Origin of the sequence: Clostridium sp. UBA3061, assembly GCF_002367465.1 — a bacterium.
In the GTDB taxonomy this organism is placed as follows: Bacteria; Bacillota; Clostridia; order Clostridiales; family Clostridiaceae; genus Clostridium_J; species Clostridium_J sulfidigenes.
Genome location: NZ_DFCF01000005.1, coordinates 178,973 through 193,786, shown reverse-complemented (window position 1 = coordinate 193,786; position 14,814 = coordinate 178,973). Strand labels below are relative to the sequence as shown.

The window sequence follows — 14,814 nt, the reverse complement described above, 5'->3', positions numbered from 1 at the left end:
CATAAAAGGAGATGATATGCTATGAAGATGAAAGAGGCATATAAAGTAGTATTTAAGAAAAGAGAAGTAAATCCCGAGATGATTGGTAAAGTAGAGCTAGAGAAAAATGATTTACTAGCCCTAGTTTTAGCAACAGCATCGGTGATTGTCCCAGTTTTATTGATTGTATTTGCAGTAATTGCACTTATAATATTTATCATGTTTTATAGGTAGTATGAATAATCCCCATCTACTCTATAATATAGTCAAGGCTTAGTATAGGCCTTGACTTTTTTTGTTATTTATATAACAAAAAAGAACCCTGATAATCAAATACCAGAGTCCATATGTGAAATTATTGGTTAGCAAATTACAAATTAACTTTTTTATTTGATAGTGATTTAGATAATGGAACATATAGGGCAACAGCTACAAAGATTGAGAAGGATCCATTTATAAGTGTTGCAGGTAAACTCACAGCAGAACTTAATATTGCCGGTAGGAATCCACTTCCAACAAGAAGTAATTTAAATACTCCAAATAAAAACTCACCAACTAAATTAAAGGCTATACCAGCTACAGCACCTAATACTGCATATTGAATTTCAATAGATAATTTTTTTGCAAAAGTACATACCAAAGCTAAGCCTAACCCAAGAATAAGAGAAAAAATATATAATACTGGATTAATTACTAGTTTTTTCTCGATACCTGTTACTACAATTTCATTGCCTAAAGAAGTAGCAGTAAAGAATAGCACTATACCAATTAGGATTAAAATTCCAGAAGCAATGCTTATCCACTTTATAGGTGACTTTGCATTTTTATTTTTCCCTCTTGCAGCAACACATCCTACAATTGCTCCAATACCAAATTTCAAAATCACAGTTTTAGGAACGCTTGATGCATAACCATTCATTAAGTCAAATAAGCCCATACCTATAGAGCCAGAAAGACCACCAATGGTACCAGTGAACAATAATGCTGATAATATAACAAACATATTTCCCATATGCAAGAATGGATTTCCTACAGGAGAGGGAATAGGTATCTTAAAAAATAATGCCACGTAGCATAAAGCAGCAAAAAGTCCAATTAGAACCATGGTACGAGTAGAAATTTTAGAGTGTGTTTTAGTTTCCATTAATATACCTCCATACTATTGATTTAAATTATTATAAATAAGTTGCATAATAACAAATTTAGAAAATAAGTAATGTGAAGTTATTATCTTCTTTTAGAATTAATTGAATATTTTGGTGTCTTTATATATAATATACATTGGGTTTGTCATTGTTGAAATACACAAAATACATAATTTTAATAGGGACAGTTGGAGGAGAAGTTTATGAATGAAGTTAAAAGAGATATAATTAATCCAAAGGATTCACCAAATACACCATTATATATTCAGCTATATAATCATTATAGAAACCTGATTTCCTCAGGAACTCTAAAGGCTGAAAGTAAGCTTCCGTCTATACGTAGATGTGCAAAAGAGCGAATGATAAGTCGGACAACGGTTGAAGCTGCTTATTTGCAGTTAGTAGCTGAAGGGTATGTTACATCTCGGCCTGGAAGTGGCTTTTTTGTAAGTGAATTAAATTATAAAGATATCCAAAGGGTAGAAAAATTACAACATAATAAATACATAATACAAAGCCAACCATTATATGACTTTGCTACCTATGCAGTAGATTATAAGAGTTTTGATTTCGATTTGTGGAGTAGATACATAAAAAGTGCACTTCGTAATGAAGAAAGGCTTTTATCCTATGGTGATCCACAAGGAGAATATGATTTAAGAGTAGCGTTATCCAAGTACGTAGCTGATAGAAGGGGAGTGATTTGTACTCCGGAGCAGATAGTAGTTGGAGCAGGTGTGCAAAGTTTATTACAAATATTGTGTTCATTAACAGGAGTTAGATCGCCTATATCTTTTACAGGAGCTAGTTTTGAACAGGGACAGGCTGTATTTGAAGATAGAGGGTTTAAAATTTTAACCTATAAGAATATTAATAGAGATTTATCTAAATTTAAGGAGGATAAAATTAAAATGATTTATACATCACCTTCTCATATAACGCCTTGGGGTGATGTAATGCCAATACAAATTAGATTAGCATTATTAGCCTTTGCACAAAGAGAAGATTGTTTAATAATTGAAGATGATTATGATAGTGAGTTCAGATATTATACTCGTCCAGTACCGTCTTTACAAGGGTTAGATGGAGGAGATAAGGTAGTATATATGGGAACGTTTTCACGATTATTAATGCCGTCCTTAAGAATTAGTTTTATGGTACTATCTAAAGAATTAACAGAAGTATATGAAAGAAGAGGGCGAGTATACAATCAAACAGCATCAAAAACTGAACAAATTGCTTTAAGTAAATTTATTAGTGATGGTCATCTTGGAAGACAAATTAGGAAAGCTAGAAAGTTGTATATGGCTAAAAGTCAACAACTCTGTATAGCAATAAATAATGTATTTGAAGAGAAAGCAACAGCTATACCAGGTTCAGGGGGATTTTTAGTACAACTAGAAGTAAAAAGTAGCTTATCTTCAAAAGAACTAGCAAAACGAGGTGCAGATGTAGGTGTCTTACTACGTACCTTTGAAGCAGAAGAAGAGAATGATTATCCTAGATTATTGCTATCTTGCTCGGGAGTTGCTGAAGAAAATTTTCAAGACGCTTTAAGACTATTAAAAAAAGAATTCTTCAAGAAAAAATAGCCATAAATTACATGATAATTATGCTCATAATTTTTTTGAGTTTTTGTTGTATTGAGAAGTAATAGATGATATAATCCGAATACACTTTTATTATTAAAGTGTATTCAGGAGGGTATATCATGAAAAATAATATAACAATAGTATGTGATAGTTCTGTAGATTTAACTGCAGAATTTATGAGAGAGAGAAGTATAGAATTTCTATCACTGTTAGTTGATTTAAATGGACATGTATATAAGGATAAGGTAGATTTATCAAATAAAGAATTTTATGAAGCTATAAAGCATAAAGAAACTACAGTTAAAACTTCACAAGTTACTCCTTATGAGTTTCAAGAATTTTTTAAGAAAGAATTAGAATGTGGGAATAAGATTATTTGTCTTACTTGTTCTGGCAAATTATCTGGTACAAATAGCTCAGCCAATATAGCAAAGATGCATTTAGAAGAGGGGAGTGAAAATATTTTTGTTGTAGATACACTTGTAGCATCTGGGGGCTTTGGATATTTAGTTACTGTAGCAGCAGACATGAGAGATAAAGGATATACGGTAGATAAAATTTTAGATGAAATAAATGACTTAGTAGGAAGATTAGAAACTTTAATTGTAATGGAAACTGTAGACATGTTAAAACGGGGAGGAAGAATATCTACAGGAAAAGCTATTGTAAGTCATGTTCTTGGAATTAAGCCAATTATAACAGTGAAAGATGGGGCTCTTGAACCTTGTGGAAAGGCAAGAGGTATAAATAAGGCTTTAAAACATGCAATAGATATAATGAAAACTAGAGAGATAGATCCTCAATATGATATAGTTGTTTCTCATGCAAATGATTTAGAAGCTGCAAATCAAACAGTTAAGTTAATAGAAGCTGAACTAGGCATAAATAAAATACTTATCAATGAAATTGGTACAGCAGTTGGTACACATTCAGGGGCAGGTGCAATAGCTATATTTTATATAAAGAATAAATAACAAAAAAATCTCATGGGTATAAACTCATGAGATTTTATTTTAGTGAAGTTTATACAATTAGTGCCTATAGCGTGAAATACTATTATATTTATCATAAGGCATGATAATTTTTAAGGACTAAAAGTCTAAGAAATTTAATAATGCCATCAAAACATTAAGAACTCTACTTATAGTAATATGACGCTTTTACATGCAAATACTTAATGGAATGATTTCGAGAGCAGGCCCATTTATATTAGTTATAAATTCCCCAGGAATTAAAAACCCATTATTGTTTAAGAAGTGAAAATATGGAATGAAAGAATTGAGAAGTTTTGTATAGTAGGAATCTAAGCCTGTTTTTCTAAGCATTCCAATGCTTTCAGAAGGAGTGTAAGCCACCTTGGATACTTTACCAAGTATACAACAATCACAAGAGGCATCATCATATATATAAGAATGTTTCGATGTATATGTGGAATTTATAGGTAAAACACAGTTAATTCCTAAGCGGTTAATTATTATATCAAAAGTAGCTCCTTTATTTAATTCTTTCTGTATGGTTTTTAGTAATTCACATATCATTGTATAGGTTAATGGGCCGATATGTTTAGTATCAAATAGATTATCCAAATGTGAAGTTCCATAATTGTTTAATATAAATATGCAGTTATCTATGCAGTTAGAAATAGTATTAACTTCTAAACATCCTGTTAAATCTACGTAATCTCCAGAATAAATATTATTAATTGAAGGGCTTGAATTATTAATATATTTTATAACCCCCAAGGTATTCATTTTATTTCTTAAATTATTGTAATAGCTAAAAGAAGCATATACTCTTTTTAAAGTTACATCATTTCTATCAAAATTTCTGCCCTCTAAATATCTAAAAATATCACCATAATTGTAACAGCTATTGCCTATGACTGTATTATCATCCTTATCACCTTTGGTGTTTTTATAGTCATTGGAGCATTGGCTTTTATTATTATGTTGATATCTTCCTGTAACAGTGTTATCGCTAATTTGCTTGATGGTTATACTTTCAAAATATCCATCAATTAGTATTGAGGATAGATTTTGAATTTCATCTTGATTTAGATATACTGGTGTATATAATTCAGTTGGCATTTTATATCTATCCTATTATTGATATATAGTTAATATATTATAAATTCATATTAATGTGAATATTAGAGAGGAAAATGTATGTTAAATAAATTGCATTAGAATTATCGATGGAACTTAGATTAATTATAGAAAATGTTAATTAAAGTACACATATTTCTTATACAAATGCTAATACTATCTGAACAGGAGGTGATATTATGCAATCATTCAATGAATATAAATTTGCAAATGTAACAGATGAAGAAAGAAGAAGGTTAACTGATCTTGAACAAAGTATGTCAAAGGATGAAAATAGTAAAATAGTTTTAATAGCCTATGAGAACAAAAGTGCCGAGAGTTAATCTCGGCTTTATTTAGGTTCAGTAATTAAATCTATATTTATATATTTGTGTGGATAATATTTGTATATTTGTATATATAATTTAAAAAAATATGTGAAAAAGAATTTAAGTATGATATACTATGATTATGAGGCAGATTAGAAGTTCGTGCGTTAAGTGCTGGGTGAACAGGGAATTGTCACCAGACGAAAAGGAAACTTGCGGTACTTACTTCGATTCCCACTGCTACATATTAATAGGAATTCTCCTTTTTTATGTAGCTATTATAAAAAGGAGGTTTTTTTATGATTTTTTCAGAAAAAAAAGATGACATGCTGAGTTTATTAAAGGAGTCCTCAGCACATTTAAAAAAGACTTCATCATTAACTGGACTAGCGTTAATTGCAGCCATTAACATTATTCTTGGATCATTATCTATTCAATTAAGCCCTATTCTTAAGATTGGATTTTCCTTTATTGCAGTAGGAATAAGTGCTTTGTTTTATGGACCTGTTGCCACTGGATTTGTAGGAGTAGTTACAGATGTAATTAAGTATATGATACGCCCTAATGGTCCGTTTTTCATTGGATTTACTTTCAATGAATTCCTAGGTGGTTTTATAACAGGTTTAATATTATATAAAAAGCCTGTAAGTATAAAGCGAATTTTTATTACTAGATTAGTAATAATGATTGTAATAAACCTAGTACTTACACCAATATGGTTATCCATTATGTATGGAAAAGGAATATTTGTAGCTTACTCAGTACGTATAGTTAAAAGTCTTATTCTGTTACCTATAGAAACTATAGTTTTATATAGTGTATTAAAAACAGCTGAAAAGACAAGAAGAGTTCCAAGTTTTAAATAACATATAGAAATGTACCTTGATATTCTTTTAAATTCCCTTAAAAGAATATCAAGGTTTTAATTTTTTATAATTAAAGTACATATTAATTGTTAGATTTAAACCAAAAGACCCAATTAACTATTAAACAGTTAATTGAGTCTTAAATTTATATTAACCTATTTCTTCGTCAGCTATATCATTGTTATCATTCCAAGCCTCAGTATTTTTAAGCCCTGGAATTGTTGATGACTTAAAAATAGGGTCTTTGCCAGCTTTTTTCTGACGAGAGTAGTCATCAAGAGCAGCAAATGCATATTTTCCAAGGAATAATATAGCTATTAGATTTATAACTGCCATGAAAGCCATGAATAAATCTGCTAGATTCCATACCAAGTCTATAGAAGCTTGGGAACCAATAAATACAGTAAGAACGACAAAGGATCTAAATATATTAAGTATCCCTTTATTATTACTTATGAACTCAATGTTAGTTTGTCCGTAGTAATAGTTACCTACTATAGAGCTAAAAGCAAACAAGAAAGTACATATAGCCAAGAAATAAGTTCCAATAACGACTCCAATTTGTGAACTAAGTGCACTTTGAGTAAGTTCAATACCCGTTAAAGTAGTGCCTGAATAATTACCGGAAATTAACACAATGAAGGCTGTACATGAACAGATTACTATTGTATCAGTAAAAACACCTAGGGTTTGAGTAAGGCCTTGCTTTACAGGGTGAGAAACTGTTGCTGTAGCTGCTGCATTAGGTGCGCTACCCATACCGGCTTCATTAGAGAACAGTCCTCTTTTAATACCTTGCATTATTGTGAATCCAATGCCACCAGCTGCAAATTGTTTTATACCAAAAGCGTGTTCAAATATTAATACAAATATACTAGGAATAGTTTTGAAGTTAAGGACTATAACTATAATTGCAACTAAAATATAAGCAGTTGCAAAGATTGGAACTATAACCTCTGAAACCTTGGCAATTCTCTTAACCCCACCAAAGATTACTAGGGCTGTTAAAACTGATAAAAGTATACCCATTATTACAGGATTAATACCAAAGGCATTTGTAAAGGCTAAAGTTGTTGTATTAGATTGAGCTGCATTAAATACTAGTCCAAAGCATAAAGTAGTTAAGATGGCAAAAATTGTACCAAGCCAGCGCTTACCTAGCCCTCTTTCAATGTAGTAGGCAGGTCCCCCTAAAAAGTTTCCATCCTTGTCTTTAGTTTTATAAATTTGAGCAAGGGTACTTTCTACAAAGCTTGAAGCACCTCCAATTAAAGCAATAAGCCACATCCAAAATACTGCACCAGGACCACCAGCTGCCACAGCCATGGCAACACCTGCAATATTACCAGTACCAACCCTAGAAGCTGTACTTATACAAAAGGCTTGGAAGGATGAAACTCCATCTTTATTATCTTGATCATTAGGCATTAAAAGTCTAAACATTTCTTTGAAAAATCTAAATTGAACAAACTTTGTTCTAAATGAGAAGTAGATTCCTACTCCAATAAGTAAAACAATAAGTACGTAAGACCACATAAAGGTGTTAACAGTGTTAACCTTGTCAGTTAAAAAATTCATAAAATTAATTAATACATCTTTTGTAGAAATTAAAAAATCCATAACTCATCTCCTTATCTAATTTTTTTATTTAATTATAAAAGTTTATGAAAAATTACAATAATTCTTAAAATACAAGAATTATAGGAAATAAAATTCCCGAATAATTTATCGTATTATTTATATATTATATGGAACTACAAAGAAAATCAATAATATTTGTTGAAAATTAAATTTAATTAAAGATAAATGTAAAAAAGTTAAATGTTAAGAAAAAACTACCAGTAAATAATTCATACTGATAGTCTGTGGAATTGTATTAGGTTTTAGCTTTTCATTTTAAACTCATAGAAACATCGCTTACAAGTAACAGTAATTTTCCCTTTACCTCTAGGTAATCTAAGCTTTTGTCCACACTTTGGACATTTAACTATTTTATAATTTTTCTTTTCATTAAACCATCTTTTGAAATTACTAAAAATAGGAGCACAATCACCAAAATGGAACACAGGTAGGTTGCTAGGAATTGCTTTATTAAATTTACTTAAAAATCTGTTGGCATACATACAAAATTTTCTATGTTCTTGCTCACGTTTTTCAACATTTCTTGAGAAAACTCTGTATAATGCATAAAATAAAATAACTCCCGCTAAAAGACGAGTAATAGAAAATAAATTTAATATAGATGATACTAGAATAAGAAATAATGAAAATAAGTCAATTCCATAGGATTCGTTGAAAAAATTCATTTGATCACCTCTTAATATATTATAACTAATTGTTATTGAAACATTAAAATATCAAAATATGTTTTAAATATATAATTTCTACATATCTCTTGTACTATATTATAGTACAAGAGGACAACTTATTTAAAGTGATTTATGAGGAAAGAATTTTAATATTTTATGAAATAGGATTTTTAAAAGGTTAAATATTTATTATATCTATGATATAGATTTGAAGATTAGTCAATTAAAGTATGGAACTTGGTTAAAATATCATGGCTGAAAGAGTAAAGCTTTTAAAATAATTATTTGGATGTTATTTATAAATGTTACTTATATCAGAATTTAATTCTTAAGAAATTATTACTTTTGATAGAAAAATTAAAGTGATTATTACATCTTTCTTACAATTAGAGGAAACTTATTTTCAAAGTATTAAAGGTATTGTATGCTAACATCATCAAAGATTATGAGGTGAGGAAATGTCTAAAGTTCTAGAATTAAAAAATGTTACTAAAATTATGGGTAATCGTAAAATAGTTGACAATGTCAGTTTTGAAATAAACTCAGGAGAAATATTTGGATTTTTAGGACCAAATGGTGCAGGTAAAACTACTACTATTAAGATGATTACAGGACTTTTAAAAATTGATGAAGGAGATATTTTAATTAGCAATAATGATGTAAAGAAAAATTTTGAAAAAGCTCTTTCTCAAGTAGGGGGGATTATTGAAAATCCAGAGATGTATGGATATCTTACAGGACGTACAAATTTAGAGATATATGGTAGAATGCATGGTAATATTTCTAAAGAACGTATTAATGAAGTTATAAAATTAGTGAAACTTGAAAATCGTATTAATGATAAAGTGAAAAAATATTCTCTTGGAATGCGTCAAAGACTTGGTGTTGCTCAAGCATTATTACACAATCCTAAGCTTTTAATTTTAGATGAACCTACTAATGGATTAGACCCAATGGGAATTAAAGAGTTACGTGATACCCTAAGACATTTGGCAGAAAAAGAAGGACTAGCAGTTTTAGTGTCAAGTCACTTACTTAGTGAAATGGAGCTTATGTGTGATCGAGTTGGAATAATAGATAATGGAAAAATTATAGATATTAAAACATTAAAAGATATTAAAAAGCAAAATATCGAAAGCTTGATAACCTATGAATTAGAAGTAAGTAATTATAGTTTAGCGAGGAAAATTATAGAGAATGATTATAGCAAAATATCTGAAGAGATTACTGTAGACTTCAAAGAAAATAAAATATTAATTTCTTGTTCTCGTGATGAAATTGCCAATGTTAATAAAGCTTTAATTATGGAGAATATATTAGTTTACACTATTAAGCCTATTAATAACACTCTTGAAGATGAATTTATGAAGGTAACAACAGGATCAAAAATGCAAATAGTGTAATATAGTAGAAAAGGAGCAGAGTTTAATGAGTAAAGTATGTGGACTAATAAAAAATGAATTGATAAAACAATATAAAAAAACTAGTGTTAAAGTAATAGTGATTTTAATACTTTTAGCTAGCATAATGTTACCAGTAGCTTTAAAATTTTTACAGAATAGAGATGAGTCAAAGTGGTATATAAATAGCTATAATCAAGACATTCAATGGCAACAAACAGAAATAACTAATATTGATTCAAGTAAGAAAAATAAAGACATTCAGAAGAAAATTTTTGAAGAAAACATTAAAAAATCACAAACGCTAATAGATAGTAATGTTTCTTGGGATGATTGGAGAAATGAAGTAGCTGGAGAGGCTTCTAATAAATCAAAAGAGGCTATTATTCTATCAGGAATTTCAGAAGGGTTAGCAGGTGAAGAATTATTTTTTAATATACATGAATTTGATGTAAATATGTTTAATGAATATTTAGGAATGAGCAAGGATGAACTTCAAAAGATAATAACTTCTAAAAATAAAGAAAGTAAGGAATTATATGATTCTGTTATAAAAAATGATTACTTAGTTTACTTAGATAAGAATATTAAATCTTCTAAGGAGGAAATTAAAAATTTAAAGTCAACTATTAAAACATCAGAAGATGAAGTGAAGAAAAATCCTAATAATAAAAATTTTGTTACATCTCTAGAGAATTCTAAAATTCAGCTTGATGCTTTGGAGAAAAGACTTAAGGCAACCGAATATAGATATAATAATAAAATTCCTTATGACAATAAGAATTGGAAAAACAACACTATTAGGGATATTTCCTATAAGATTGATGAAAATGGTGAAAGACTGCTTAGTGAAACTGAATTTACACAATACAATAGCGAGAAAATAGCAAAAGGATATACTTATGAGGAGTACAAAAAAGACTATGAAAAGAAAACAAAGTCTATAGAACAGGCTATAGTTCTTGATTGGTATAGTCTTGAAAATAATATACCACAAGTTAAATTTGATAATGATATTAGAAATTCTGTAGATAGAACTTATTTAATGTATGTTAGTGTTGCCATTATACTATGCATAATAATTGGAGGAGGTATAGTTTCTTCAGAGTATTCTACAGGGACTGTTAGATTGCTTATGATTAGACCAGTATCTAGATGGAAAATTTTATTTTCTAAATTAGTATCAGTATTTATAATTGGGTATGGGGTACTGTTAACTACAGTTATATTAAATATTATATCAAGTGGAATTGTAAATGGTTTTGGAGGACTTGCTACAAAAGTAATTTCTTTCAGTGGAGAAAGTATAGTTCAGCAAAGCTTTGTAATTTCAATTATACCTAAGCTTTTATTCTCAAGCATTAGCTTAATATTTATAATAGCTTTAGTATTTGCAATATCAACTATTATAAAAAATACAGCTTTAGCAGTTGGTCTTACTACTGTAGCATATTTAGGTAGCTCAGTTGCTACAATGATTATGGCAAGCTTAGGTATGAGATGGGTAGGTAAAACTATATTACCCTATATGAATTTATCAACTTTCATTACAAATTCCCAATATGTTGAAATGTTTAAAAGTGAATATAGTATAGTTTTAAGTTCAACTATGGGGGCAATTCAATTGATTGTGTTTGCTACAATATTAATTATAGCTTCATTCTTAGTGTTCCAAAAGAGAGATGTAATGAATTAATTTATATAATGAAATTATAAGTGAAAATATTTCTATATTTATTTAAAAAAGTGGGGTTGACAATATTAATCTAGTTAAGTAGAATAATAATTGTAAGGGGAATGGAAAGTTAATTTTATAAAATAACTACAACTTACATTTTAAACTTATTAGATTAAAAATAAATTTAATATATAGAGTCCGATAGGTGTACTAAGTACTTAATAGGGAATTTGGTGAAAATCCAAAGCTATCCCAGTAACTGTAAGTGAGGACGACTTAGCAAAAGCCACTAATTTGTTTTGGGAAGGTGCTAAGAAGTATGATTCACAAGCCAGGAGACCTGCCATGGGATTATGAAATTTGATACTTTCTGAGGAAGAGTTAAAAGATTTATCCAGTGATGGTTTAGGTAAAATATAGTATTTATGTTTATAGGTTTAAACTATAAATTAAATTGCAAAAGCTTTCACTTATTTAAATTTAGTATATTCCAAGATAGGTATCAATGATATCTATCTTTTTTTATTGTATTTATATGGCTAGGAGAATCTACAAGGAAGTGGATTGTAGAATATATAAGCTATTTTACAGTTTAAATAAACTATGAAGCTACAAAGGCGTGGCTTTCTCCTATATAAAATATACAAATAAAGTAACTATATTTTAATTGTTACTTTAGTTATTAACTTAAAGTTTTCAACCCAAAACTTTAGTCAATATAAATGTAAATTTTCTACTTATGTCCCTCTTAGTGGTTTGGATAAAACCAACTAATTTCACACAGGGATGTAACCACTATAATTTGTAGTGGTTACATCCTATAACCCTATAATTGGATAAATATATGATTAAATATAAAAGAAATTAAGACTATATCGAAAATTTATGATATAGTCTTAATTTTTTCTACCAACATTGGTTTATCAAGTTATTTTCATAATATACAGTATATGTATAAATAATCAAATTAAAGTATCATATAATTTATAGATATGATATGATAAAGTAATAAAATACAGATAATTATGTTTATGGAGAGGGATTATATGAAATTAACATTGCTTAAGGATTTGCAGGGAAATGAAATACTTGCTAAGGACATTATTACAGGCTCGGGTAAGACTTTGTTAAAAAAAGGTATTATAATTACTGATCAAGTAAAAAATAGTATTGAACAGCAAGGGATTTTTTTTCTGTATGTACAAGACGATGACTTAAAAGACATAAAAGATGATAGTAAACTTATAAATTTAAAAAAGAATATACTTCAAACCATACCTAATATGTTTAGTGACTTAATAAATTATGATAATAAATCTTTAAGTAAATCTCTAACTATGGTTGATGATTTAGTTGAATATATACAGAGTGAAAACTACATAAATCTAAATTTATATGAAGTAAAATTATATGATGATTATACATACATACACTCTGTGGATACTAGTATTATGGCAATTTTTCTAGGAGTAAATATGAATTTTTCGAAATCAAGATTACGTGATTTAGCCATATCATCTCTATTTCATGATATAGGAAAAACGAAAATATCTAGTGGAATCATAAATAAACCAGATAAATTAACTGAAGATGAGTTCAAGCAAATTAAGATGCACCCATTATACGGTAGAGATATACTACTTGGTAATCCTATAATAAATGAAGAGATAATAGGTGGAGTAATAGAACATCATGAAAAGTATAATGGTACAGGTTATCCTTATGGATTAAAAGATAATGAAATATCACAATTTGCAAAAATCATTTCTATATGTGATGTGTTTACGGCCATAACATCAGATAGATGCTATAGAAAAAAATTTGACCCTAGAGAAGCTTATGAATTAATTTTAGCAGAGACATATACAAGTTTTGATCCTGAAATAATTAAGTTGTTTAAAGATACATTTGCAGTTTATCCATTAGGATGTCCTGTATATCTATCAAATAATTTATTTGGGTATGTGGTAAGTCAAAATAATGGGTTCCCAGATAGACCAGTAGTAAGAATTGTGAAAGATGAATACAATAATAAAATTAGTCCTTATGAGATTGATTTAAAGAATATTATAAATTTAACAATCATAAGCACTATAGTGTAGTATTTGTAAAGTAAATGGTATCTAAGGAGATGATTATCATAAATAGTGATGTAGGTGAAAGCTATATGGGAAATATTAAGGTTTTAAAAAATTTATATAAAGAAATATGGTGGAGTATGCCTACATGTGTAGATATTCCCTTAGAAGCTAATGGATATATTAAGAAGAAGAAAAATGAGAAAAAGTTTGAGAAATTTATTGATGAATTTATTAAAATTATTGAAAGGTTTCCTTTGGAAGAAGAGAATAGAGAATTATGGAAGAAAAATAGTAACTCTTATCTTGAAAATATGATATTGGGAGAAGAATTATTTAAGCTAGGAACCATAGATAAAAAAATGAAGGATCAGTTTTTTGCAAACACTAAGGTATTTATAAATCAGTGTAAGATCTTTGATAAAGAAATGAATTATGAAGATATTGGTCAAGCTATGAGAAATGTGTGGATTGTTAGTCTTCTTCAAAAGATGAAGGATATGGATATATCATTTACCATGGCTACTTTTGGATATAGCATGCTATATCCATATACTGACAATTATTTAGATAATTTAGATATATCAATAGAAGAAAAGAAAGAATTTAATAACAGGTTTTATAAAAGACTATGTGGTGAAGAGATAGAGGGGAGAAATTCTCATGAAAAGCAAGTGTTTAAGTTAGTTGAATATATAGAATCTGTTTTTAATAGAAATGATTATCCAAAAGTTTTTCAAGGTCTATTATTAATTCATGAAGGGCAAGTAAAAAGCCTAATACAGCAAGAAGGTATAAGTAACCCCTATGAAAGGGATATGCTAGATATATCTATTGAAAAGGGCGGAGCATCTGTTATTGTGGATGGTTATCTTATAAATGGAAGCTTAAACAAAGAAGAGGAGATTTTTACCTATGGGTATGGATTTCTGCTTCAATTATGCGATGATTTGCAAGATGTAAGGATAGATTATGAGAATAAACATATGACTATAATGTCTCAACTAGCAGGAAAATATCATCTAGATAATATTGTTAATAAACTTATTAATCTAACTATCCATGTATTAGATGATGCAACGTGTTTTAAAGGGGAAAATATTGAAGATTTGAAAAAATTAATAAAAGATAATTGTATTTTAATGATAATCTTTGCTATTGTTATGAACAAAAATTATTTTTCAAAGGAGTATGTAAAAGAAATTTCTAAATACTTGCCTTTTACTATATCATATATTGAAAATATTAAGGGGAATTTACGAAGAAAGTTTGAAAATATTAAAAAATCTTATCATGGCATTTCATTAGAAGATATAATTTACTACTTAATTCAATAAAGGATTTATAAAAGGTT

The 14,814-nt window shown here is 28.6% G+C and carries 13 protein-coding genes and 2 riboswitches; of the genes, 9 read left to right on the top strand and 4 right to left on the bottom strand.

Annotated elements, in window-relative coordinates; genetic code table 11:
• Positions 1-21 precede the first annotated feature (21 nt).
• Complete coding sequence (locus B2P65_RS04015) at positions 22-213, top strand: hypothetical protein (RefSeq protein ID WP_035133786.1); 192 nt, start codon at positions 22-24, stop codon at positions 211-213.
• Positions 214-349: 136 nt separating this feature from the next.
• Here the strand turns inward: B2P65_RS04015 and B2P65_RS04010 are convergent, their stop codons facing one another.
• Positions 350-1,123, bottom strand: a complete 774-nt coding sequence (locus tag B2P65_RS04010) for an ECF transporter S component (protein ID WP_346847532.1) — start codon at positions 1,121-1,123, stop codon at positions 350-352.
• Positions 1,124-1,327: 204 nt separating this feature from the next.
• Between B2P65_RS04010 and B2P65_RS04005 the strand changes: the two genes are divergently transcribed.
• The gene (locus B2P65_RS04005; protein WP_346847531.1) at positions 1,328-2,716 is read left to right on the top strand and encodes a PLP-dependent aminotransferase family protein; all 1,389 of its coding nucleotides are present in this window, start codon (positions 1,328-1,330) and stop codon (positions 2,714-2,716) included.
• 119 nt (positions 2,717-2,835) lie between these two features.
• A complete protein-coding gene (locus B2P65_RS04000; RefSeq protein WP_346879632.1) occupies positions 2,836-3,690 on the top strand; it encodes a DegV family protein in 855 nt (284 codons plus the stop codon).
• Between the two features lie 186 nt (positions 3,691-3,876).
• On the opposite strand, the gene B2P65_RS03995 is transcribed toward B2P65_RS04000, so the two are convergent.
• Entirely contained in the window at positions 3,877-4,803 is a 927-nt protein-coding gene (locus B2P65_RS03995; protein WP_346879631.1) for a hypothetical protein, read from the bottom strand.
• 197 nt (positions 4,804-5,000) lie between these two features.
• Between B2P65_RS03995 and B2P65_RS03990 the strand changes: the two genes are divergently transcribed.
• Entirely contained in the window at positions 5,001-5,144 is a 144-nt protein-coding gene (locus B2P65_RS03990) for a hypothetical protein (RefSeq protein WP_156964350.1), read from the top strand.
• Positions 5,145-5,275: 131 nt separating this feature from the next.
• Positions 5,276-5,371, top strand: a riboswitch (THF riboswitch).
• Between the two features lie 57 nt (positions 5,372-5,428).
• Complete coding sequence (locus tag B2P65_RS03985; RefSeq protein WP_035133778.1) at positions 5,429-5,995, top strand: folate family ECF transporter S component; 567 nt, start codon at positions 5,429-5,431, stop codon at positions 5,993-5,995.
• 150 nt (positions 5,996-6,145) lie between these two features.
• Here the strand turns inward: B2P65_RS03985 and B2P65_RS03980 are convergent, their stop codons facing one another.
• Both B2P65_RS03980 and B2P65_RS03975 read right to left on the bottom strand, forming a co-directional pair.
• Positions 6,146-7,573, bottom strand: coding sequence for an alanine/glycine:cation symporter family protein (locus B2P65_RS03980; RefSeq protein ID WP_346879680.1), 1,428 nt, complete (start codon positions 7,571-7,573; stop codon positions 6,146-6,148).
• A gap of 305 nt (positions 7,574-7,878) precedes the next feature.
• Complete coding sequence (locus B2P65_RS03975; protein ID WP_346878236.1) at positions 7,879-8,301, bottom strand: hypothetical protein; 423 nt, start codon at positions 8,299-8,301, stop codon at positions 7,879-7,881.
• Between the two features lie 461 nt (positions 8,302-8,762).
• On the opposite strand from B2P65_RS03975, the gene B2P65_RS03970 reads away from it, so the two are divergent.
• The 4 genes from B2P65_RS03970 (at position 8,763) to B2P65_RS03955 (ending at position 14,797) form a co-directional block, all read left to right on the top strand.
• The gene (locus B2P65_RS03970) at positions 8,763-9,707 is read left to right on the top strand and encodes an ABC transporter ATP-binding protein (RefSeq protein ID WP_346847527.1); all 945 of its coding nucleotides are present in this window, start codon (positions 8,763-8,765) and stop codon (positions 9,705-9,707) included.
• 25 nt (positions 9,708-9,732) lie between these two features.
• On the top strand, positions 9,733-11,400 hold the full coding sequence (locus tag B2P65_RS03965) for an ABC transporter permease subunit (protein ID WP_346847526.1): 1,668 nt from the start codon (positions 9,733-9,735) through the stop codon (positions 11,398-11,400).
• 167 nt (positions 11,401-11,567) lie between these two features.
• A riboswitch (cobalamin riboswitch) is annotated at positions 11,568-11,744 on the top strand.
• Positions 11,745-12,428: 684 nt separating this feature from the next.
• A complete protein-coding gene (locus B2P65_RS03960; RefSeq protein ID WP_346847525.1) occupies positions 12,429-13,484 on the top strand; it encodes an HD-GYP domain-containing protein in 1,056 nt (351 codons plus the stop codon).
• 65 nt (positions 13,485-13,549) lie between these two features.
• Positions 13,550-14,797 (top strand): hypothetical protein, encoded by a 1,248-nt coding sequence (locus B2P65_RS03955; protein WP_346879630.1) that lies wholly within the window; start codon positions 13,550-13,552, stop codon positions 14,795-14,797.
• Positions 14,798-14,814 lie beyond the last annotated feature (17 nt).